This window comes from Paenibacillus agricola (assembly GCF_011440305.1).
Classification (GTDB): domain Bacteria; phylum Bacillota; class Bacilli; order Paenibacillales; family NBRC-103111; genus Paenibacillus_S; species Paenibacillus_S agricola.
This window is the reverse complement of sequence record NZ_JAAOIW010000026.1, coordinates 1-22,227: the sequence shown is the minus strand read 5'-3', so window position 1 is coordinate 22,227 and position 22,227 is coordinate 1. Positions and strand designations below refer to the sequence as shown.

22 protein-coding genes and 1 rRNA gene are annotated in these 22,227 nt (G+C 46.0%); all 23 read left to right on the top strand.

Features of this window, described 5'->3' with window-relative positions:
• Positions 1 to 69 precede the first annotated feature (69 nt).
• Entirely contained in the window at positions 70 to 846 is a 777-nt protein-coding gene (locus G9U52_RS35660) for a vWA domain-containing protein (protein ID WP_166157198.1), read from the top strand.
• Entirely contained in the window at positions 830 to 1,741 is a 912-nt protein-coding gene (locus G9U52_RS35655; protein ID WP_311764983.1) for a protein kinase domain-containing protein, read from the top strand. Before G9U52_RS35660 ends, G9U52_RS35655 begins: the two co-directional genes overlap by 17 nt.
• Positions 1,742 to 1,780: 39 nt before the next feature.
• Positions 1,781 to 3,193 (top strand): tRNA lysidine(34) synthetase TilS, encoded by a 1,413-nt coding sequence (gene tilS / locus G9U52_RS35650; protein WP_166157195.1) that lies wholly within the window; start codon positions 1,781 to 1,783, stop codon positions 3,191 to 3,193.
• A 25-nt stretch (positions 3,194 to 3,218) separates the two neighbouring features.
• Positions 3,219 to 3,758 (top strand): hypoxanthine phosphoribosyltransferase, encoded by a 540-nt coding sequence (hpt, locus tag G9U52_RS35645; protein WP_166157192.1) that lies wholly within the window; start codon positions 3,219 to 3,221, stop codon positions 3,756 to 3,758.
• A gap of 68 nt (positions 3,759 to 3,826) precedes the next feature.
• Positions 3,827 to 5,767: an ATP-dependent zinc metalloprotease FtsH gene (ftsH, locus tag G9U52_RS35640; RefSeq protein WP_166157189.1), complete on the top strand. Its 1,941-nt coding sequence runs from the start codon at positions 3,827 to 3,829 to the stop codon at positions 5,765 to 5,767.
• A 351-nt stretch (positions 5,768 to 6,118) separates the two neighbouring features.
• The gene (gene nadA / locus G9U52_RS35635; RefSeq protein WP_166157186.1) at positions 6,119 to 7,057 is read left to right on the top strand and encodes a quinolinate synthase NadA; all 939 of its coding nucleotides are present in this window, start codon (positions 6,119 to 6,121) and stop codon (positions 7,055 to 7,057) included.
• 50 nt (positions 7,058 to 7,107) lie between these two features.
• On the top strand, positions 7,108 to 8,742 hold the full coding sequence (gene nadB, locus G9U52_RS35630; protein WP_166157183.1) for an L-aspartate oxidase: 1,635 nt from the start codon (positions 7,108 to 7,110) through the stop codon (positions 8,740 to 8,742).
• Positions 8,714 to 9,583 (top strand): carboxylating nicotinate-nucleotide diphosphorylase, encoded by an 870-nt coding sequence (gene nadC, locus G9U52_RS35625; RefSeq protein WP_166157322.1) that lies wholly within the window; start codon positions 8,714 to 8,716, stop codon positions 9,581 to 9,583. Before nadB ends, nadC begins: the two co-directional genes overlap by 29 nt.
• Positions 9,580 to 10,344, top strand: a complete 765-nt coding sequence (locus G9U52_RS35620) for a type III pantothenate kinase (RefSeq protein ID WP_166157180.1) — start codon at positions 9,580 to 9,582, stop codon at positions 10,342 to 10,344. Before nadC ends, G9U52_RS35620 begins: the two co-directional genes overlap by 4 nt.
• A gap of 57 nt (positions 10,345 to 10,401) precedes the next feature.
• Positions 10,402 to 11,274, top strand: coding sequence for an Hsp33 family molecular chaperone HslO (gene hslO / locus G9U52_RS35615; protein ID WP_166157178.1), 873 nt, complete (start codon positions 10,402 to 10,404; stop codon positions 11,272 to 11,274).
• Positions 11,275 to 11,336: 62 nt separating this feature from the next.
• Positions 11,337 to 12,263 (top strand): peptidyl-prolyl cis-trans isomerase, encoded by a 927-nt coding sequence (locus G9U52_RS35610; protein ID WP_166157175.1) that lies wholly within the window; start codon positions 11,337 to 11,339, stop codon positions 12,261 to 12,263.
• Positions 12,264 to 12,365: 102 nt separating this feature from the next.
• Entirely contained in the window at positions 12,366 to 13,304 is a 939-nt protein-coding gene (gene cysK, locus G9U52_RS35605) for a cysteine synthase A (protein ID WP_166157173.1), read from the top strand.
• 142 nt (positions 13,305 to 13,446) lie between these two features.
• Entirely contained in the window at positions 13,447 to 14,994 is a 1,548-nt protein-coding gene (locus tag G9U52_RS35600) for an anthranilate synthase component I family protein (protein WP_166157170.1), read from the top strand.
• A gap of 18 nt (positions 14,995 to 15,012) precedes the next feature.
• Positions 15,013 to 15,594 carry an aminodeoxychorismate/anthranilate synthase component II gene (gene pabA, locus G9U52_RS35595; RefSeq protein WP_166157167.1) on the top strand — a complete coding sequence of 194 codons (582 nt, stop codon included), beginning with the start codon at positions 15,013 to 15,015 and terminating at the stop codon, positions 15,592 to 15,594.
• Positions 15,591 to 16,481: an aminodeoxychorismate lyase gene (gene pabC / locus G9U52_RS35590; RefSeq protein WP_166157164.1), complete on the top strand. Its 891-nt coding sequence runs from the start codon at positions 15,591 to 15,593 to the stop codon at positions 16,479 to 16,481. Before pabA ends, pabC begins: the two co-directional genes overlap by 4 nt.
• 1 nt (position 16,482) lies before the next feature.
• The gene (folP, locus tag G9U52_RS35585) at positions 16,483 to 17,343 is read left to right on the top strand and encodes a dihydropteroate synthase (protein WP_207953414.1); all 861 of its coding nucleotides are present in this window, start codon (positions 16,483 to 16,485) and stop codon (positions 17,341 to 17,343) included.
• Between the two features lie 16 nt (positions 17,344 to 17,359).
• The gene (folB, locus tag G9U52_RS35580; protein ID WP_166157319.1) at positions 17,360 to 17,725 is read left to right on the top strand and encodes a dihydroneopterin aldolase; all 366 of its coding nucleotides are present in this window, start codon (positions 17,360 to 17,362) and stop codon (positions 17,723 to 17,725) included.
• Positions 17,726 to 17,729: 4 nt separating this feature from the next.
• Entirely contained in the window at positions 17,730 to 18,233 is a 504-nt protein-coding gene (gene folK / locus G9U52_RS35575) for a 2-amino-4-hydroxy-6-hydroxymethyldihydropteridine diphosphokinase (RefSeq protein ID WP_166157157.1), read from the top strand.
• On the top strand, positions 18,218 to 18,427 hold the full coding sequence (locus tag G9U52_RS35570) for a helix-turn-helix domain-containing protein (RefSeq protein WP_166157154.1): 210 nt from the start codon (positions 18,218 to 18,220) through the stop codon (positions 18,425 to 18,427). Before folK ends, G9U52_RS35570 begins: the two co-directional genes overlap by 16 nt.
• A gap of 21 nt (positions 18,428 to 18,448) precedes the next feature.
• Entirely contained in the window at positions 18,449 to 19,468 is a 1,020-nt protein-coding gene (dusB, locus tag G9U52_RS35565) for a tRNA dihydrouridine synthase DusB (RefSeq protein WP_166157316.1), read from the top strand.
• 205 nt (positions 19,469 to 19,673) lie between these two features.
• Positions 19,674 to 20,150 (top strand): transcription elongation factor GreA, encoded by a 477-nt coding sequence (gene greA / locus G9U52_RS35560; RefSeq protein WP_166157151.1) that lies wholly within the window; start codon positions 19,674 to 19,676, stop codon positions 20,148 to 20,150.
• 93 nt (positions 20,151 to 20,243) lie between these two features.
• Positions 20,244 to 21,740, top strand: coding sequence for a lysine--tRNA ligase (gene lysS, locus G9U52_RS35555; RefSeq protein WP_166157148.1), 1,497 nt, complete (start codon positions 20,244 to 20,246; stop codon positions 21,738 to 21,740).
• 404 nt (positions 21,741 to 22,144) lie between these two features.
• Positions 22,145 to 22,227 (top strand): 16S ribosomal RNA (locus tag G9U52_RS35550); the annotation flags it as partial.

Genomic DNA, 22,227 nt, shown 5'->3' with positions numbered 1-22,227 from the left:
TACCCCCTAGTTTAGGACTCTCGTATTTTGGGAAAACTAGCCTTATTCATAGTCATAGGGGGTTCCGTAATGAAGCAAATTCTTTTAATAACCGACGGCTGCTCAAATGTAGGGGTAAATCCCATTATTGCGGCAGCGCACGCCAAAGCAGAGGGTATCGTAGTGAATGTAATCGGTTTGCTGGATGAGCATGAAACGGATGAGCATGCCGCAGAAGAGATCAACGAAATCGCTAGTGCAGGCGGAGGGATGAGCCGAATTGTCACAGGGCGCCATCTGTCAAAAACCGTACAAATGATGACGCGTAAAACCGTAGCCCAAACGATCCAGCAGGCAGTAGGCAAGGAGCTCCAGCAAATTTTAGGGAATGCCAAGCTTGAAAGCCTCCCTCCTGATCAGCGCTCGCAGGTGGTTCAGGTTATTGACGACCTAAGTGAAACGACAGCGATCCAAATTGCCTTGCTGATTGATACAAGCGCCAGCATGAAGCCTAAGCTAGCGGCGGTGAAGGAAGCAATTTATGATTTGCAGCTTAGCTTGCAGGCACGGATCGGCAAAAGCGAAATGGCCGTATTCCATTTTCCGGGTACTGGTGTTAACCAGCAAGAGGCTGAAATGGATATGAATTGGACGAGTGACCTTGCAAAATTGAACCGTTTGTTTTATAAATTAAACATAAGAGGTACAACACCAACGGGGCCCGCCTTGTTGAAAGTGGTCCAGTTTATAATAGGCGCCACGGTTACCGATATAAATGAGAGTGAGAGCCCTGGTCAGGATTCCTCATTCAGGACAGGAAATGTGCCCTCAGGCAAGGATGGGATACTGAGTGACTATATCGTTTGATCAAATGATACAACCGGATTCCGTTATCCAAGGGAAATGGAACCAGATTGAGTACCGAGTTGAACGATTATTAGGCGAGGGTGCAAACGGCAAGGTATATTTGGTAAAGCGTGGAAAACGCAATTTGGCTCTGAAAATAGGCTTTGATGCAGCAGACACACAATCCGAGGTTAATGCTTTGAAGGTGTTGTCGAAATCCAATACGTCATTTCAAGATTATTTATTGGATGTCGACGATTTTCATCACGAGGGTGTGGATTACCCGTATTATGTGATGCGCTATATAAAAGGGCAAACCGTCTCCGATTTTATTAGGCAAAATGGTCGTGATTGGATTGGTCTGATCGGCTTGAATGTGCTGCGCAAGCTGACCGAGCTTCATGCCCGTGGTTATGTATTCGGCGATATTAAAGTGCAGAATATGCTTGTATTCGGTTATGGGGATGTAGAGCTGATTGATTTTGGTGGTGTGACAGCAAAAGGCCGGTCGGTCAAGCAATTTACTGAGGTGTATGATCGCGGCTATTGGGGGGCGGGATCACGCTCCGCGGATGAAGCTTATGATTTGTTTGCCTTTGCCGTGCTGCTGATCAGCAGCACGGAGACCGAGCAGCGCATGCATGGCATTGATAAGCTATTGCCTCAGAATCGCAATGTAGATATTCTGATTGACTTGCTGAACTCCAATCCTGTGCTGGGCCAAGCGGCATCTGTGCTGCAGAAGGCATTACTGGGGCAGTATACCAGCTCCAAGCAGGTGCTTGCCGAATGGCGTCGCTTAAGCTTCCACAAGCGCCCGCCTGCTTCCTTTTCCGGTCGGGAATCTTGGCTGAAGCTGGGGTTTGCCGCCTCATTGCTGGTGTTTGCCTTAGCGCTTTACATCTATTGGCCTTAGTTGGCGACATTATTGGCTGCAAAGTGAAAGGATTGGCGTATGGATCTATTAACGAAAGTGGAGCAAACCATTAAATCCGAGAAGCTGCTGGAGGAAGGGGAGTGCATTGTCGTTGCGGTGTCGGGTGGACCGGATTCCGTAGCTCTGCTGCATCTCCTTTTTGCGCTGGCAGAACGCTGGCATTGGCGGCTGGTCGTAGCGCACCTTAACCATGGCTTTCGTGGCGAGGAGTCCGAAGAGGAGGCATTGTTTGTTGCTGGTATTGCTGCACAGCTTGGTGTAACCTTCGAAGAGGCTCATCTGGATGTGCCCGCATATATTCGTGCTACAGGGACGAATCCGCAGGTGGCAGCACGCGAGCTTCGTTACGGCTTTTTGCGTGAAATAGCCCATAAGCATAAGGCGGCAGCCATTGTGCTTGCCCATCATGCCGATGACCAAGCCGAGACGCTGCTGATGAGGCTGCTTCGCGGAACCGGCCCTGCGGGTTTAGTGGGCATCCCCGTCCGACGTTTTGAAAAAGATGTGGAACTTGTTCGCCCCTTGCTTCGTATATATAAATCAGAGCTCTTGGATTATTGCCATGCTCACCATTTTGCTTTTCGCATGGACAGCAGTAATCTGGATACTAAATACTTCCGTAATGAAGTGCGGTTGGACCTGCTCCCCCGACTGCGGCAATACAATGACCAGCTGCCACAATCATTGAATCGTTTATCCGTCATGATGGCGGCTGAGCAAGATTTTATGGATATGCAGACGAGGGCTATTTTTAAAGAAGGTGTTCTTCAGGAAAGTGATTTCTGCGAATGGTCAAAAAAATGGTTCTGTGGGTTACATGTTGCTTTACAAAGACGTTTGATTAAACTAATATTGAATTGTCTTGATTGTGAAGCAGATTCCATAGATTTCATGAAGCTAGAGCAGATACGGGATGCTATTCTCGGGGAAACATCATCTAACCTGAGCCTACATATAGGAGGCAACTTGGTTTTAGCAAGGGAATATGATCGGATTTATCTGCATAATGATGTGGTACCACCCAAGCCCTATGCTTATACCTTGGAGCAGGACATGAGGGTTTTGGCGATTGAAGAGACAGGAATTACGGTTGAAAGCATATGGCTAGAGCGAGCCCCGCAGCAAGAGCAATGGGCGCCACCGGTACATGGACAAAACGCCGCTTGGTTCGATGCGGAGCAATTGCTGTTTCCTTTACAGGTAAGAAGCAGGCAGGATGGGGATCGCATGCGCCTTCTGGGGATGGATGGTTCAAAGAAAGTAAAGGACATTTTCATTGATTCCAAGATTCCGCCAAGCATCAGGCTGAAGACCCCGATTGTGATGGATAGCCAAGAGCAGGTGATATGGCTGCCAGGTGTCCGCAGGTCATCTCACGCTTTGGTTACCGCCCAAACTCGGTTTGTTTTTTGTCTGAGTATTTATAATTAATTTGATTTCAGTAGGAGGTTCTCTGTTGCAAAACGACATTCTCGAAATACTTTACAGTGAACAAGACATTCAAGAAAAGGTAAAGGAGATGGGGGAGCTACTAAGCCATGATTTTGATGGGCGTAATCCGCTAGTTATTTGTGTATTAAAGGGTGCCTTTATATTCATGGCAGACCTGGTGAAAAAAATGACGATTCCCTTAGAGCTTGATTTCATGGCGGTTTCAAGCTATGGACAATCGACGAAGTCCTCAGGGGTTGTCAAGATCGTGAAGGATTTGGATGTACCTGTGGAAGGTCGGCATATTATTATTGTTGAAGATATTATCGACAGTGGACTCACGCTTAGCTATCTAATCGATGTGCTGGAGCGTCGCAATGCATTATCCATTACGGTCGCTGCATTATTTGATAAGCCAGCGCGTAGAACAACCGATTTGGAAGCAGACTATAAAGGATTCAGCATTCCGGATGCTTTTGTTGTTGGGTATGGACTTGACTATGCGGAAAAGTATCGTAATTTGCCTTATGTCGGGATTTTAAAGCCGGAAGTTTACTCACATTAGCATTTCTTGTTATGCCCAGACTTGCTGTGGTACAATAAACAAAGTTGCCGTTTGAGAGGAGGTAAGGGATGAACCGAATTATACGCAATACAGGTTTTTATTTGCTCATTTTTTTGGTCACCGTCGGTATCGTTCACTTTATTAGCACGCAGAATGAACAGAAAGACGTTATTAGTTACGATAAGCTCCGACAGGCCTTAATAGAGAAAAATGTGGACTCAGTCAATGTCAAATTTGACGGATATACATACTTGGTTCGCGGGAAATATAAAAATGCGCCCTTGCCGGATAAGAAGAATTTCGAGACTCGTGCGCCCTTTGACCAAGAAGTTATCCAGATGTTTGAAAAGTCTGAAGTGCCGAACATTACTATTGAGAAGATGGAAGGGGACAACGTTTGGATTAGCTTCCTTACCTCCATTATTCCGTTCGTCATTATTTTCATCCTGTTCTTCTTTTTGTTGAACAACGCACAGGGTGGCGGCGGAAAAGTAATGAATTTCGGAAAAAGCCGCGCAAAATTATATAACGAAGAGAAGAAGCGCGTAACCTTTGAAGACGTTGCGGGGGCAGACGAAGAGAAGCAGGAATTAATTGAGGTTGTTGAATTTTTGAAGGATCCTCGGAAATTCGCTGCAGTAGGCGCGAGAATTCCTAAAGGTGTATTGCTGAATGGTCCTCCGGGAACAGGGAAAACCTTGCTTGCACGTGCTGTAGCAGGCGAAGCGGGTGTGCCGTTCTTCAGTATTAGTGGATCTGATTTTGTGGAAATGTTTGTAGGTGTTGGTGCATCGCGGGTTCGCGACTTGTTCGAGAATGCCAAGAAAAACGCTCCTTGTATTATCTTTATTGATGAAATTGATGCTGTAGGCCGTCAACGTGGCGCTGGATTAGGCGGCGGACATGATGAGCGGGAGCAGACGCTTAACCAATTGCTTGTAGAAATGGATGGTTTTGGCGCAAACGAAGGTATTATCATTGTAGCCGCTACGAACCGCCCTGATATTCTCGATCCGGCGCTCTTGCGTCCAGGACGTTTTGACCGGCAAATTACGGTTGACCGACCAGATGTAAAAGGCCGCGAAGAAGTATTGAAGGTTCATGCACGCAATAAACCGTTAAACAAAGACGTGAAATTGGAAACAATTGCTCGTTTTACAACTGGCTTCACAGGCGCTGATTTAGAGAACCTGTTAAATGAAGCGGCATTGATCGCTGCACGCCGTAACCGTAAAGATATTTCGATGGGTGAGCTAGACGAAGCATTTGACCGTGTGGTTGTAGGTACTCAGAAGAAGAATCGGGTCATCAGTGAACGTGAGAAGCGCATGGTGGCTTTCCATGAAGCGGGGCATACCATTGTTGGGTACCATATAGAAAATGCCGATATGGTGCATAAGGTAACCATCATTCCACGGGGGCGCGCAGGCGGCTACGTCATGATGCTTCCTAAAGAAGGCGAAGATAAGATGATGAATACGAAGACTGAATTACTTGACAAGGTAACAGGGCTATTAGCCGGTCGGGTAGCAGAGGAATTGTTCATCGGACAAATCGGAACTGGAGCTTACAGTGACTTCCAACGTGCAACTACCATTGTACGTAAGATGATCATGGAATACGGAATGAGCGACAAGCTTGGACCGATGCAGTTTGGTAACGTTCAAGGGCAGGTATTCTTAGGTCGTGACATTGGCCATGAGCAGAACTACAGTGATGCCATTGCTTATGAAATTGACCAAGAAATGCAAACCATCATTCGCAGCTGTTATGCCAAAGCCAAAGAAACCTTGGAGAAATATGCAGACCAGGTTCGTTTGGTAGCGGAGACTTTGATTGTAAAAGAGATTCTGGAAAAGGATCAAATTATACAGTTGATCGACAAAGGCAAGCTAGACGATGTGGTAATTGATGTCAAAGTCAATATTCAAGGCAAAGATTCAACAACAGAAACGAATAAAATCGATCTGGATAAGCCTGTTGTTATTGATGAAGATCCTAATAAATAATCCTGATTAAAGGGTTAATAACGAGCCGGTAGCCTATTCAAGTGCTACCGGCTTTGTTGTTGATCAAGGTCCAAAAAGCTCGCTCATTATGGCAGTAGTGAAAATTCGCATACCCAGTTCCTGGCAAGGGTGATAGCAATCAGGTGCAAAAGCGGGGTAGAGCCGCGATACTGAGCACCAGGCGAGCATGAGTGCTTTTTTGAAGTTATTTGAGCATTGACACAAACAGGGATGTTGTGTAAATTAGGTGTAAATCTCTAACGTAAATGTGAACATTTTCACATACTTTTCGAATGGCTAAGCTTTGCTGAGTACTTATACATTCTGATGTAAGAAAGGAAGGCGTTTATTATGGAAGCTTTAGCTTTAGAACGGAAGGAAGAGCAGAAGCGCGAGTTAAAGGAGCGTATTCTTCAATTAAAAAAGGAGCGCAACGCGATTATTTTGGCTCATTATTATCAAAGAGATGAAATTCAGGAAGTAGCTGACTTTCGAGGCGATTCCTTTCTTTTAGCACAAAAAGCAACTACGACAGATGCAGATGTCATTGTATTCTGTGGGGTTCACTTCATGGGTGAAAGCGCAAAAATTCTAGCTCCTAATAAAACGGTACTAATACCAGACGAACGCGCAGGCTGTCCTATGGCCGATATGGTTAATGTCGATGGTCTGCGTGCTTTGAAGAAACAGCATCCTAATGCCAAGGTTGTCGCTTATATTAACACTTCAGCAGATGTGAAATCAGAAACCGACATTTGCTGTACCTCGGCTAACGCCATTAAAGTTATTGAATCTGTAGACTCCGATGAAATTATCTGGGTTCCAGACAAAAATCTCGGTGACTATGTTTCGAAATTTACTAAGAAAAAAATGATCATTTGGGAAGGTTATTGCAACACTCATGACATGTTGACCGTCAAAGATGTAGAAGAAATGAAAGCGCAGTACCCCAATGCTAAATTCGTTGTACATCCTGAGTGCCGTCCGGAAGTAGTCAAGCTGGGCGATTTCGTTGGAAGCACTACAGCGATTATTAAATACTGCAAGGAATCCGAGCATCAGGAGTTTATTGTAGGGACGGAGGACGGCACGGGGTATCAGCTAAGATTAGATAGCCCGAACAAAACATTCCGCTTTGCGACTAAATATTTGGTCTGTCCGAACATGAAGGTGAACAATTTGAAAAAGGTTGTTCGCTGTCTTGAAACCATGCAACCGCAAATTTATGTACCGCCCCATATTGCTGATCAGGCCCGAGCTTCTTTGGAACGCATGCTGCTAGTTAAATAGCAAGCGTTACCTAATTCCCTTCTTTGGCATAGAAGAAAGTGAGTGTACTCATGATACCACGTTATTTAGTTGACTTTGACATCAACAAGCTGCCGCAAGTTCATATTGATGTAATGGTGATCGGCGCTGGAATCGCCGGTCTTTTTACCGCGATTAAGGCAAGTGAAAATTACAGTGTGCTTATGGTGACGAAGAAGTCGTTGCTGGACAGCAACACACGCTACGCTCAGGGGGGCATAGCGGCTGTTATAGCAGATGATGATTCACCGGATTACCATCTACATGATACGCTTGTAGCTGGTGCAGGGCTCTGCTCACACGAGGCTGTTGATGTGTTGGTGCATGAAGGTCCAGCAGGTGTCAGGGATTTGATCAAGATGGGTACCCAGTTTGACCTTGAGGACGGAGAGTTCGCTCTAACCAGAGAAGGTGCGCATAGCCATCGGCGTATTTTACATGCCCATGGAGATGCTACAGGCGCAGAAATCGTAAGATCCTTGTCGGAGAAAACAAAGCTGGATCCGAACATAGAAATTTGGGACGACCACTTTATAATCGACCTGATTACAGAGAATGGGGAATGCTTCGGGGCATTGGTACAGAAGCCTGGAGGACAAAGAGTAGTTGTCAGAGCAAATGCGACGATCCTGTGTACAGGCGGAGCAGGGCAGCTATACCGGTATACAACGAATCCGGAGATAGCAACCGGTGACGGAATTGCCATTGCTTATCGTGCTGGAGCACTCATTCAAGACGTTGAATTTATTCAATTCCATCCTACAGCACTTTGTTATCCAGGAGCCCCACGCTTTTTAGTGTCGGAGGCAGTACGTGGAGAAGGCGCCATCCTACGCAATATTTTGGGTGAACGGTTTATGGAGAAGTACCATCCTCAGCTAGAGCTTGCACCACGGGATATTGTGGCACGAGCTATAGTAGACGAGATGGAGCAAACCAAGTCGACCTTTGTTTATATTGATTTTACCCACGAATCGGAAGAAACCGTGAAGCATCGCTTTCCCACTATATATGAGTTTTGTTTAAGCTATGGCTTGGACTTGTCCTCGGATTGGGTTCCGGTTGCTCCGGCTGCCCATTATATGATGGGTGGCGTTAAAACCGATCTTTATGGCGAAACAGCAATAGCCCGTTTATTTGCTTGTGGAGAAGTATCGTCAACTGGTGTGCATGGAGCTAACCGTTTGGCTAGCAATTCCTTATCTGAGGCGATTGTATTCGGGCGCCGAATCTTGGAGCGCATCGACAAATTATCACCGATCGAGTTGGTTCCTGCTGCCGAGCAATCTAGCACCAGAAATGAGCACGCCAAGCAGCCTATCGTTGAAAAAAGGCTAAAGCTGCAAAAGATTATGCTTCGTTATGTAGGCCTAAAGCGTAATGCGAAAGGTCTTGAGAAGGGTTATGAGGAGCTTAAGCGGCAATTATCCATTTTTGAAACTAGCTTAACCAAACGCGAGGATTTCGAGTTCGCTAATTTGTTGACTTGTGCGCTTTTGACGACAGAAGCGGCATTGATTAGAAAAGAAAGCCGCGGGGGACACTACAGGGACGATTTTCCTGAGAAGGATGACCAGGTTTGGAGAAAACATACCGTGTTCAGCCGTGAAAATGGGATTACGGAGGTGCAAATCGATGATGTACGAGCTACAAACGGAATTAATTAAAAAAAACCTCCAGCTTTGGCTGGAGGAAGATATCGGTATGGGCGATGTTACAACCATGACGACAATTGTAGGTGACCATCGTTCCAAAGGTATTATCCATGTCAAGGAATCAGGAATTGTGGCTGGACTTCCCATTGCTGCAGCCGTATTTGCCCTAGTTAACCCTGAGCTTCGCTTCGAGGCCCAGGTAGTGGAGGGGCAAGCTGTCACCAAAGGCATGGTGCTGGCCGAGGTTTCGGGCAGTACCCGCCATATTTTACTTGGCGAAAGGCTGGCGCTTAACCTGATGCAGCGGATGTCCGGGATTGCTACAAGGACAAGGCAATTTGTCGACGCTTTGGAAGGTTTGCCTGTCCGGCTCGTGGATACACGAAAAACAACACCGGGGCACCGGTTGCTGGAGAAATACGCGGTTCGTGTGGGGGGTGGCCATAACCACCGCTTTGGCTTATTTGACGCGGTAATGATTAAGGACAATCATATTAAAGGCTCTGGTGGAGTAGCTGAGGCTATTCGTGCTGCAAGGGAGCAAATCCCCCATACGATGAAAATCGAGATTGAGGTCGAGTGCACTGAACAGCTGGAGTTGGCTTTGTCTGCTCAGCCCGATATCATTATGCTGGACAATATGACGAATGATCAAATGCGTGCAGCGGTTATGCATATTAAATCGACAGCTCCGCATATTGTGATAGAAGCATCAGGCTCGGTAACATTGGAGACAGTGAGGGGCATAGCCGAAACTGGTGTAGATATTATTTCTGTCGGCCGCTTAACGTATTCCGTTAACGCGTTGGATATTAGTCTTGATTTAAATGCGCAAAAAGGAGTGCAATCATGATTTTGGTCATTGATGTAGGGAATACCAACATCGTGCTTGGACTCTATGAAGGCAAACGCTTGCTGCATGATTGGCGATTGAGCACCAATCGCTCTTCAACAGCTGATGAATATGGGATGATGATGTATAATTTGTTCCAGCATGCAGGAATTGGTCTGGCTCAGGTAGAAGGTGTCATTATATCTTCGGTAGTGCCACCTTTAATGTTTGTATTAGAGCAATTATGTTTAAAATATGTTAAGAAAGCACCTCTGATTGTAGGTCCAGGTGTGAAAACCGGATTGAATATTCGTTATGAGAATCCCCGTGAAGTCGGGGCTGACCGGATTGTGAATGCTGTAGCAGCCATAGAGTTATACGGCCCGCCCTGTATTGTTGTTGATTTTGGCACGGCAACAACCTTTGATTACATAGATGAAGCAGGGCAATATATTGGAGGAGCCGTAGCTCCAGGAATTGGTATCTCGACGGAAGCCTTGTACCAACGTGCTGCGAAGCTGCCACGTATAGAACTAGTAAGGCCCAAGAGTGTAGTAGGCCGCAATACTGTATCGTCGATGCAGGCTGGCATTATTTTCGGTTTTGCTGGGCAGGTGGACGGGATCGTGGGGCGCATTCGCGAAGAATTCGGAAATCATCCTAAGGTAGTGGCGACAGGCGGGCTAGCTGATTTAATTGCGAAGGAGTCCCGCACTATTGAAACCGTGAATCCATTGCTGACCTTACAGGGCTTACAAATCATTTATGAACGCAACCAATGAATAGGAATATCAAATGAAATCGAACATAAAATCTGGTCTACAAAGAAAGGGCAAACGATGCGTGACCAATTAATTAGAGCTACCGCTATGGAAGGTAAGGTAAGGGCATTCGCCGTTCGAGCAACTGGCATTGTAGATGAAATCAGCAAACGCCATGGGATGACCCCTACAGCAACGGCTGCTATAGGGCGCACCGTGGCAGCTGGGCTCATTATGGGAGCGATGCTCAAAGGCGATGAGATGCTGACGATTTTAGTACAAGGTGGCGGCCCCATTGGCCAAGTGGTTGTAGATGCTAATGCTAACGGCGATGTCCGGGGTTATGTACAAAATCCACAAGTGGACTTACCGCTGAATGAGATTGGCAAGCTGGATGTTTCCGGGGCGATTGGTGTGGATGGTTTTTTAAGTATCATTAAAGATTTGGGTCTTAAGGAGCCTTATCGCGGTAATATTCCGTTAGTTTCAGGAGAGCTGGCTGAAGACTTTACTTATTATTTTGCCAAATCCGAGCAAACACCTTCGGCAGTAGCACTTGGAGTACTCGTAGGGGTGGATTATACAGTTACGGCTGCTGGCGGCTTTGTTATACAACTGCTGCCTGGACTGACGGACGAAGATATTTCGTTAATTGAATTACAGCTTTCGCGAATTGAACCGATTACCACATTGCTGAACCAAGGAATGGCGCTAGATGAGATTTTGCATCGTATTCTTCCTGGTGTACAGGTATTAGGCGAAGTGGATATCCAATTCCGCTGTAAATGCTCCAGAGAACGGGTGGAACAAACCATCATTTCGTTAGGCCGCGAGGAAATTGAGCTGATGCTGCAAGAGGATGGCCAAGCAGAGGTTTTATGCCATTATTGCAATGAATCTTATAAGTTTGACCAAGAGCAATTAACCGCGATCATCAATGAGCTACGATGATAGATTTAGGATACAGGAAACGCTTAATTCCATGGAGAAGTAAGCCTACGAGGGGATAAGGAATGCGAAACGTAAAGATATTGTGGGGAGTCAATGCACTTTTGCTGCTTGTCGTTGTCATCCTTTCCTCCGTATTATTTGCCGCGCTGTTTAATAAGCCTCTTGTCGAGGCGAAGCCAGAGCAGACTAAGCCTGCTGGGCGTATCATTGCGACCATAGGTGAGAAAACTATTACCAGTGAGGATTTAAAGCAGCAATTATTGCAGAAGCACGGTCGGGAACTGTTAGATCAAATGGTGGATCATGAAGTTATTGGCATGGAAGGCCATGCAGAAGGTATATCGGTGGAAGAAAGTGAAATTAATAAAGAGCTAAAACGGATGCAACAGGGCTATGACAGTGAACAGCAATTTTATGAGTCGATGAAAGAACAGCTTGGCTTTTCAGAAGAGGCACTAAGAACGGATGTATACAGCAAACTATTGCTAGAGAAGCTAGCCACACGCTCCATTAACATTACGAATGAACAAGTGGATGCCTATATTAAGGCCCATCCTGATGAGTTTAAAGCTCCTGTGCTATTAAGAATCCAGCAAATCGTGGTAAGCAGCCAAGCAAATGCAGACAAAGTGGCGTTGGATTTAAGCAAGGGGATGGATTTCTCGCAGGTCGCCAAAGACCGTTCACTTGATGATGCAACTCGCAATAAGGGCGGAGACTTAGGTTGGCTGGATGAGGACGATCCTTTTATGGTACCTGTCTTATTAAATGCTGCAAAGCAATTAAAGGTAGGCGAGGTCAGTAAGCCGATTTCTTTTAACGGTAATATATATTTCATCAAGCTTCGGGAGCGCCAAGAAGATTCGAAGGCGAAGCAGGACGAATTGAAGGAAGTAGTCCGCAAAGAGATGGCACTGCGAGAAGCCCCTCCATTAAAAGAGGTGATCCTCAAGCTTCGGGAGCGTTGGAAAGTTAGCATCACCTTTTAAACATTTGGATATTGACAACCTCTCTACAGGTTGATAGGATAAAGATACAATACCGACCAATTTACTATGATATTATCTATTAGGATTTTAGGAGGAATTTAAATGGCGAAATTAGTTCAAAGTATTACGGATTTAATCGGTGGTACACCCTTAGTAAGGCTAAATCGTGTTGTCCCGGAAGGCAGTGCCGAGGTTTATGTGAAGCTGGAGTACCAAAACCCAGGTGCAAGCGTTAAGGATCGTATTGCGATCAGCATGATCGAGGTAGCAGAGGCAGAAGGCAAAATTAAACCGGGTGATACCATTGTTGAGCCAACAAGTGGTAACACAGGTATTGGTTTGGCCATGGTTGCTGCAGCCAAGGGCTATAAAGCGATTTTGGTTATGCCAGAAACGATGAGCTTGGAGCGTCGTAACCTGCTTCGTGCTTATGGAGCACAATTGGTGCTTACGCCTGGAGCTGAAGGTATGAAGGGTGCAATCAAGAAGGCGGAAGATCTTCAAGCCGAGAACCCGACTTATTTCATTCCCCAACAATTTAATAATCCTGCCAACGTGAAAGTACACCGTGAAACTACAGGTCCTGAAATCGTGGAAGCAATTAATTCCCATGACGGCAAGCTGGATGCTTTCATCTCCGGTATCGGTACGGGTGGAACGATTACAGGTGCTGGCGGCGTATTGAAAGAAAATTTCCCGAATATCAAAATTTATGCGGTTGAGCCTAGCGCATCTCCTGTTTTATCTGGAGGCAAACCAGGCCCACATAAGATCCAAGGGATCGGAGCTGGATTTGTACCGCAAATATTGAACACAGATATTTATGATGAAGTGATCAAGGTGGACAATGAAGAAGCGTTTGAAACGTCCCGCCGTGTAGCCAAAGAAGAAGGCATTCTAGGTGGTATTTCATCTGGAGCCGCGATTTTCGCTGCTTTGAAGGTAGCCAAGGAATTGGGCGCAGGTAAACGGGTAGTAGCTATCATCCCGAGTAATGGCGAAAGATATTTAAGTACGCCATTGTACCAATTCGAAGATTAATCTTGCCGAATAATACCCTTCAGTTCACTGAGGGGCTTTTTTTCGTTGTAAATATACAGTATACTAAGTCCAAACTTATGTGACTGAGAACAGCTATTGGCCGTGATTATCGGCTTATTCATAAAGAAAGGGGGAGTAGCCAGTGGTTTTGACAACCTACGAGCAGTGGCAGGAATGGGCAGGGAGTTACACGGTACTCCCTTATATCCAATCATTCCCTTTGGATGATGACCGCTTGCTTACATGGGAGATGGCCTGGAAGGAGGCCTCGCCGGGCTCCTTTGTCTTGGAGAGTGGCAAAGGCGGGCGTTATACCTTCCTCGGCCTTCACCCAGTTTCGGAGATTCGGGGCACCGGGCTTCAGGCAACTATTAAGGGCGCAGATGGAGCTATAATTGAAACGCAAGGGGCTCCTTTGGAGCTCGTTAAGCGCTGGATGGAGCCATTCCGTTCACCGGTAGTGCCAGGAACGCCTAAGTTTGTTGGAGGCTGTGTAGGTTTTTGGGGATATGATGTGATCCGTTCTATAGAAAAGCTTCCGAATTTGGCTTCCGACGATTTGGCAATCCCCGACTATGCTTTTGCGCGGTTTGAGCAATTGTGGATAATCGACCATGAGGACAAACAGCTCTATTGTGCCTCCTCGTATTGCGTGTCACCTAATAGCTCCTGTGGACGTGGATTGGATATAGAGTATCGCAAAGCAGTTGTGGAAACCGGACAGATGAAAGCTTTATGGGATCGCATTGCGGAAGCTAATCATACGGGACTTCATATACGCAATAGACAAATGATGCAAGAACAAATGGCAGATGACAAACTCCGTGTTGATTCGGATTTCATGGAGGGCATTCAAGCCAATTTTTCCAAAGAGGCTTATATCGAGGCCGTTCATAAAATTCAGGCTTATATCGCTGCGGGAGATGTTTTTCAAGTTAACCTGGCAGTTCGGCAGCATAAACGACTCCACCAAAGCCCTGAATCGATCTACGAATGGCTACGGATTGTTAATCCTTCACCTTATATGGCATTGATGAGGTTCAGTGACTTCCAGCTCGTATCCGGTTCTCCCGAGCTATTAGTCCAACTGGAGGGTGGTGTAGTGCGAGCCCGTCCCATTGCGGGGACAAGGCCAAGAGGCAAGGATGCCGAGGGTGACATCAGGCTTGCTGAAGAGCTTATCCACCATGAGAAAGAACGGGCTGAGCATATCATGCTGGTTGATCTGATACGCAATGACCTAGGGCGGATTTCCAGCTATGGAACTGTGCATGTCAAAGAGTTTATGGTCATTGAATATTACTCCCATGTGATGCATATTGTGTCACAGGTCGAGGGACAATTGGCTGAGGGCAAAGGGGCTTATGATAGTATAGCCGCGACCTTTCCGGGAGGGACCATAACCGGAGCGCCCAAAATCCGTACGATGCAGATTATTGAGGAGCTTGAGCCAACCCGCCGTGGTCCTTATACCGGCTCGATGGGCTGGATTGGTTATAATGGGGATATGGAATTTAATATTGTTATCCGTACATTGGTTGTGGAGGGCGGCGTGGGATACGTCCAAGCTGGAGCCGGTATTGTGATCGATTCGATCCCTGAGAAGGAATATGTCGAATCCCTCAATAAAGCCAAAGCTATGTGGAAAGCGATCCAATATAGTGAATGGAATGTTCAAAATCTGGTGTAGAAGAAAGTGAGGAATACCATGATTCTAGTGATCGATAACTATGACTCGTTTACGTATAATTTGGTGCAGTATCTGGGTGAGCTAGGGCAGCAGGTTGAGGTACGCCGCAATGATGAAATCGATTTGGCAGGCATCGAGGCGCTGCAGCCTGACCATATCCTGATCTCTCCGGGCCCATGTACGCCTAATGAAGCTGGAATTAGCTTGGCATTAATTGAGCGTTTTAAGGGTGAAATTCCGATTTTAGGGGTGTGCCTGGGGCATCAAGCGATTGGACAAGTATTTGGAGGCGATGTGATACGAGCGGAGCGGCTAATGCATGGTAAAACCTCTCCGATTATAAATGATGGCAAAACCTTGTTTAAAAATCTGCCATCGCCATTTACGGCAACCCGCTACCACTCCTTGATTGTAAAAAGAGAAACCTTGCCAGATTGCCTGGAAATTAGTGCGGAAACAGCTGAGGGAGAAATTATGGGGCTACGCCACAAGGAATACCCGATAGAGGGTGTGCAATTCCATCCGGAATCGATTATAACCGACTATGGCCTGCAAATATTGCGAAACTTTTTACAGGAAACGGTCGTAAAGCAGGCGTGAAGATTTATGTCAATGGATCTATCGTTGAAGAAGACAAGGCTGTCATTTCGGTATACGACCATGGCTTTCTTTATGGTATTGGTCTGTTTGAGACGTTTCGCAGCTATAAAGGCATTCCCTTTTTACTTGAGGAGCACAGAAAGCGACTAGCTGATGGATGCAGGCAGCTAGGAATTGCCTATGATCCCTATAGAGGAGGCTGGGAGCCAATCATTGAAAGCCTGTTGGCAGCCAATGGGTTGGAGGATGCGTATATACGTTTTACAGTAACGGCAGGCCAGGATTTATTAGGCTTGCCGTCTAGCGATTATGAGAAGCCATCAGTTGTTGTATATATCAAATCGCTGCCTCCTGGGCCTGTAGTAGGGATTGGCAAGGCTTTGCAGCAGCTGGAGCTGCCCCGAAATACGCCGGAAGGCGCTATACGCTTCAAATCGTTGCATTACATGAACAATGTTTTAGCCAAACGGGAGCTAATGCGTTATCCGTGGGCGAATGGCGCTGAGGGCTTGCTAGCCGATGCTGACGGCCATATAGCAGAAGGAATAACGAGCAATGTGTTTTTTGTTAAGGCGGGCAAGCTATATACCCCATCTATTGCTACAGGCATTTTGCCGGGAATTACGCGAGCTTTGATAGGGACCTTGGCGATTGAAGCGGATATCCAGTTCGAGGAAGGCTTATATGGTTGGGACGATATGCTAGCTGCCGATGAGGTGTTTATGACCAATTCAATCCAAGAGATTGTGCCAATCACGAAGCTGTTTGGCCGAGATGGCATTGAAACGCCGGTAAGCTTCGGCGTAGTTGGGGCGGTGACCTGCCTATTGCAGCAAATGTACCAACAGCGGATCCAGGTACTATCGAAAACTATGAGGGATGAATAAAATGGAAACAACACATAAATATCAGTTGGGAGTGGATTGCCGTGGACATTACTTGGATTTGCACAAAAAAACGGCGATCATGGGGATTTTAAACGTCACTCCGAATTCATTCAGTGACGGTGGCTTGTATATGAATGTGCAGGCGGCGGTAGATCAAGCCAAACGTATGGTTACCGAAGGCGCCGATATCATTGATATCGGTGGCGAGTCTACACGGCCGGGAGCGGCCACTGTGTCGCTTGAGCAAGAGCTGCAACGGGTGATTCCCGTTGTTGGCGCATTGCTTGAAGCGGGGATAGGTGTCCCGCTCTCTGTAGATACCTACAAGCCGGAGGTAGCGCGGCAGGCGCTAGGGCTGGGTGCCCATATCGTGAATGATATATGGGGATTGAAAAAAGATCCCGAGATGGCTCGCTTAGCAGCGGAATTTGCATGCCCCATCGTGATAATGCATAATCGGACAGAGGCCGTGTACGATAACTTCATTCAAGATGTAATAAGCGATCTGCGGGAAAGTATTGCTTTGGCACATGCAGCAGGCATTCAAGAAGCACAGATTATTTTAGATCCAGGCATTGGATTTGCCAAAACGTACGAACACAACCTACAATTAATGAACGAGCTTCACAGGATTGTAGCTATAGGCTACCCAGTCCTGTTGGGGACATCGAGAAAAAGTATGATCCAGCGTACACTTCAGCTTCCTGCTAATGCTGTGATGGAAGGAACCGCAGCTACTGTCAGTATGGGTATCCAGCAGGGCTGTCAAATCATACGGGTCCATGATATTGCGGCGATGAAACGTGTGGCATTGATGATGGATACGATCCTTGAGCATAAAGGGGGAAAGAATGTTGAGTAGCAGTTTGGATAAAAGCTTGGATAAAATCGTAATGACCGGACTGCAATTATACGGCTACCATGGCGTTTTTCCGGAAGAAAATGCAATCGGCCAGCGTTATCAGGTGGATGTTGAAATGTATTTGCCTTTAGACAAGCCGGGTACAAGTGATAAAATTGAAGATACGATCAATTATGCCGAGGCGTACGAAGTTATTCGTCGAATCGTAGAAGAAGAGCAGGTATTTAAGCTAATTGAGGCTTTGGCTGAACATATTGCAGCGGTGCTGCTGCAAACCTATGTGGGTATCCACGAAATTACCGTACGTGTTGTAAAACCGCACCCGCCTGTAAAAATGTTTTTTGATGGCGTTAAGGTAGAAATCCACAGAAAGCGAGCTTAACTTTATGGTTTTAACAACACCAACGAGCGCGTATGTGGCGCTGGGCTCTAATATTGGGGATCGAGAGCAATATTTGCTGGATGCCATTGCCTGTTTAAATGAAAATGAGGATGTGTTTATTGCCGTACGCTCCTCCATATACGAAACAGAACCGGTTGGATTAGTAGACCAGGCTCCTTTTCTTAATATGGTCATTGGGGTAGAAACACAACTGTCTGCACAGGAGCTATTTGCCCACATGGTCAGTATTGAAAGTACACTGGGTCGCACACGCGAGTTGCGCTTCGGACCAAGGACGATCGATCTGGATCTATTGCTTTATGGCGAGCTTGCCCAAGACAACCCCGAGCTTATTTTACCCCATCCACGGATGGAGGAACGGGCATTTGTTTTGGTACCTCTGGTTGAGGCGATGAAGAAGCAGCAAAAGGAACAAGCTGATCAATGGGCAGCGAAGCTGCAGCATCTGAATCGAAAGGAAGGCGTTACCTTATGGAAAAAAATGTAACAGCGCAGCGAATACGAGCTTTTCGGAAGCTAAAGGGCTTCACGCAAACCGAGCTAGCGGAGCGGTTAGAGGTGTCGATTGCTATTCTAGGAGCTATTGAGCGGGGAACAAGAAAGCCGGATCCGATCCTTATAGATAAGATTTCTGAAGTGCTGCATATTGATCCAGAAGAATTATTGCCAACAGCAAAATAAGTAAGGAAAGGGGATTAAATGATGTTGAAAATAGGAAATGTCAAAGCGCTGAACCGAGTGGTGCTGGCACCAATGGCAGGTGTGTGTAATCCGGCCTTTCGCCTCATAGCCAAAGAGTTCGGTTGTGGCTTGGTTTGCGCGGAAATGGTCAGTGATAAAGCTATCTTACATGGCAACCATAGAACGCTGGATATGCTTTTTGTGGATGACCGCGAAAAACCGCTTAGCCTGCAAATTTTTGGTGGAGATACGGAATCGTTAGTGGAAGCTGCCAAATATGTTGACCAGAACACGAATGCAGACATTATTGATATTAATATGGGCTGCCCGGTTCCCAAAATTACAAAATGTGATGCGGGCGCGCGTTGGTTGCTGGATCCTTCAAGAATCGAAGAAATGATTACGGCGGTCGTAAAATCGGTAAATAAGCCAGTCACGGTAAAAATGCGTATTGGCTGGGATGACGAGCATATTTATGCGGTGCAAAATGCCAAAGCTGTTGAAAATGGCGGAGGCGCAGCGGTATCTGTGCATGGGCGGACTCGTGTCCAAATGTACACAGGTCATGCCAACTGGGATATCATTAGAGAGGTTAAGCAAGCGGTGTCGATTCCTGTTATCGGCAATGGTGATGTTCAAACACCAGAGGATGCGAAGCGCATGCTGGATGAGACTGGTGTGGATGGGGTTATGATTGGACGTGCAGCATTAGGAAATCCGTGGATGCTATATCGCACGATCCAATACTTGAGCCATGGAGAATTGCCGCCTGAGCCTACAGCCCAAGAAAAGATCCGCATAGCGATTTTGCATATGGATCGGTTGATCGCCTTAAAGGGAGAGCATATTGCCGTGAAGGAGATGCGCAAGCACCTGGCATGGTATTTGAAGGGTCTTCAGGGAGGGGCGCGCGTGAGAGATATCGTCATGGAGCAGACCAAACGAAATGCGATGGCTGACGTTTTGGAGCAATTTGTCGATTCGTTGAAGGAATCCGATTCACTGGAGGAAGGCGTACCATTCATACCCCAAGTGGTATAATAAATGTAGGTTTGGCTTAGATTGACATTTGAATAGGCTTGCCATATAATCAGTCAATAGTCATTTTAAGCGAGATTAGTCATGAAGATTAAGAATGTCAACATATTATTTAGTAGTGAATTCATACTCGAGGATTCGACCCTATCAGGGTACAAACTTTGAATCTGAAATATGAAAATTTTTCACACGAAAGGGGATTGTTACCGTGGCCGAAAAAGAAGTCATTCTGACGCAGGAAGGTTTAAGAAAGCTTGAAGATGAATTGGAGCACCTGAAATCCGTTAAGCGTCGCGAAGTGGCAGAACGAATTAAAGTGGCAATTGGGTACGGTGATATCAGTGAAAACTCCGAGTATGAGGATGCTAAGAATGAGCAAGCCTTCATTGAAGGCAGAGTCATAACACTCGAGAAGCTGCTGCGTAATGCACGCATTATTAATAATGCTGATGTGAACACGGATACAGTTAGTGTAGGTGCCATTGTAACATTGAAGGATTTAGAATTTGGGGAAACCGTCGAATATAACATCGTAGGTACGGCGGAGGCTGACCCATTTAACAATAAAATTTCCAATGAGAGCCCTGTAGGCAAAGCGATTCTTGGCAAGCCCAAAGGCACGAAGGTAGATATCAACGTTCCCGTAGGTACAATTCAGTATGAAATTATCGATATTAAGAAATAACTTGGATGCAATCTTAATCCATAATGGTCGATAAAGCTTCCTTTGGAAGCTTTTTTAATGTAACAAAAATCGTTTATAAGGAGCTGAAGCCCTTTGTCAGAGGAACAAGAATTAAATGAATTGCTGCAAATACGGCGTAACAAGCTCGATGAGCTGCGGGGATTGGGCATCGATCCGTTCGGTCAAAAATATAACGTTACCCATCATGCGGGAGATTTGCTACAAGGCTATGACGCTTTAAGCCATGATGAATTGGAAGCATTGCCTGTTGAGGTCAGCATTGCTGGTCGGATTATGCAAAAGCGGGGAATGGGTAAAGCGGGCTTTGCACATGTCCAGGATATTTCGGGAAAAATCCAAATTTATGTACGCCAGGACACTGTGGGTGAAATTCCGTACCAGGCTTTCTCTATCTTGGACATCGGTGACATTATTGGGGTGCAAGGGACGGTATTTAAAACCAAAACAGGCGAGCTTTCTGTGAAAGCCAAACATGTAGAGGTTTTGTCCAAATCGCTTTTGCCATTGCCAGATAAGTTTCATGGTTTAAAGGATGTGGAGCTCCGTTACCGTCAGCGCTATGTGGACTTGATCATGAATCAGGAAGTGCAAGCAACCTTTATTCAGCGTTCCCGAATTATCCAATCTATGCGAAGATATTTGGATTCCCGCGGTTATTTGGAAGTGGAGACCCCAACTTTACATGCGATTGCTGGCGGCGCTACAGCACGTCCCTTTAATACGCACCACAATGCGTTGGACATGCAGCTTCATATGCGGATTGCTATTGAGCTTCATCTAAAGCGGTTGATTGTTGGCGGTTTGGAAAAGGTTTACGAAATTGGGCGCGTTTACCGTAATGAAGGCGTTTCGACGCGACATAATCCTGAGTTTACGATGATTGAGTTATATGAGGCTTACGCCGATTACTTGGATATCATGAAGCTGACAGAAAATTTAGTTGCCCATATTGCTGAAGAAGTTTTAGGATCAACCACGATCCAATACCAAGGACAAGAGATCGACCTTGCCCCTGAGTGGAGGCGTGTATCAATGGTCGATGCGATTAAAGAAGTGGTTGGTGTTGACTTTAATAAGCATATGACGAATGAAGAAGCGCACCAATTAGCCAAAGAGCATAAAGTACACGTAGAACCGACGATGGCGTTCGGCCATATCGTGAATGCATTTTTCGAAGCGTTTGTGGAAGAAACCTTGATCCAGCCTACGTTTGTATTTGGCCATCCTGTTGAAATTTCACCTTTAGCCAAGAGAAATGGTGCCGACCCACGGTTTACCGACCGGTTTGAGCTATTCATAGTGGCCAGGGAGCATGCTAATGCCTTCACTGAGCTTAATGACCCTATCGACCAGAGGGAACGTTTTGAAGCGCAGTTGATTGAGCGTGAGCAGGGGAACGACGAAGCCCATGAGATGGATGATGACTTTATCCGGGCACTAGAATACGGTATGCCGCCTACGGGTGGATTGGGTATTGGAATTGACCGTCTTGTTATGTTATTGACAGATTCGGCTTCAATTCGAGATGTGCTTTTATTTCCACTTATGCGTGAGCGGCAAGGTGAATAAAGAATGGCGTAATGGTTTATAATACAACGTATCTTCCAATGGAGGATACGTTTTTTAATTATGGGAACATCGAAGAAAGCAAAAATGCAAATATTGTTGTTGCAATTTCTTTGCGGATTTGTTATATTACTTTTTGTCGCTTCTGAGGCACAATGTTTGAAACGATTCAATTTCAAATTATTTTAAAAAAAGCTTGCAATTAGTATGGCAGTTGTGATATATTTATAAAGTCGCTGAAAACGAGATACTTAATAGTATGAAGTAAGATAGCGGCAATATAGGTATTGAGAATTATGGATTTAATAGATGAATCTTGTCCTTTGAAAACTGAATCAACGAGTGAGTAAAAATAGAGAATGTAAGTTCTCGCCAGATGTAAAGAATGAGGCAACTCAAGTTCTACCTTAATGGAGAGTTTGATCCTGGCTCAGGACGAACGCTGGCGGCGTGCCTAATACATGCAAGTCGAGCGGATTGTACCTTCGGG

What these genes read in the sequence shown, in the direction of transcription:
- G9U52_RS35660 (WP_166157198.1), top strand. Translation starts at nt 70, where the DNA reads ATGAAGCAAATTCTTTTAATAACCGACGGCTGCTCAAATGTAGGGGTA.
- tilS (WP_166157195.1), top strand. Translation starts at nt 1,781, where the DNA reads ATGGATCTATTAACGAAAGTGGAGCAAACCATTAAATCCGAGAAGCTG.
- ftsH (WP_166157189.1), top strand. Translation starts at nt 3,827, where the DNA reads ATGAACCGAATTATACGCAATACAGGTTTTTATTTGCTCATTTTTTTG.
- nadA (WP_166157186.1), top strand. Translation starts at nt 6,119, where the DNA reads ATGGAAGCTTTAGCTTTAGAACGGAAGGAAGAGCAGAAGCGCGAGTTA.
- nadB (WP_166157183.1), top strand. Translation starts at nt 7,108, where the DNA reads ATGATACCACGTTATTTAGTTGACTTTGACATCAACAAGCTGCCGCAA.
- nadC (WP_166157322.1), top strand. Translation starts at nt 8,714, where the DNA reads ATGTACGAGCTACAAACGGAATTAATTAAAAAAAACCTCCAGCTTTGG.
- G9U52_RS35620 (WP_166157180.1), top strand. Translation starts at nt 9,580, where the DNA reads ATGATTTTGGTCATTGATGTAGGGAATACCAACATCGTGCTTGGACTC.
- hslO (WP_166157178.1), top strand. Translation starts at nt 10,402, where the DNA reads ATGCGTGACCAATTAATTAGAGCTACCGCTATGGAAGGTAAGGTAAGG.
- G9U52_RS35610 (WP_166157175.1), top strand. Translation starts at nt 11,337, where the DNA reads ATGCGAAACGTAAAGATATTGTGGGGAGTCAATGCACTTTTGCTGCTT.
- cysK (WP_166157173.1), top strand. Translation starts at nt 12,366, where the DNA reads ATGGCGAAATTAGTTCAAAGTATTACGGATTTAATCGGTGGTACACCC.
- pabA (WP_166157167.1), top strand. Translation starts at nt 15,013, where the DNA reads ATGATTCTAGTGATCGATAACTATGACTCGTTTACGTATAATTTGGTG.
- folP (WP_207953414.1), top strand. Translation starts at nt 16,483, where the DNA reads ATGGAAACAACACATAAATATCAGTTGGGAGTGGATTGCCGTGGACAT.
- folK (WP_166157157.1), top strand. Translation starts at nt 17,730, where the DNA reads ATGGTTTTAACAACACCAACGAGCGCGTATGTGGCGCTGGGCTCTAAT.
- G9U52_RS35570 (WP_166157154.1), top strand. Translation starts at nt 18,218, where the DNA reads ATGGAAAAAAATGTAACAGCGCAGCGAATACGAGCTTTTCGGAAGCTA.
- dusB (WP_166157316.1), top strand. Translation starts at nt 18,449, where the DNA reads ATGTTGAAAATAGGAAATGTCAAAGCGCTGAACCGAGTGGTGCTGGCA.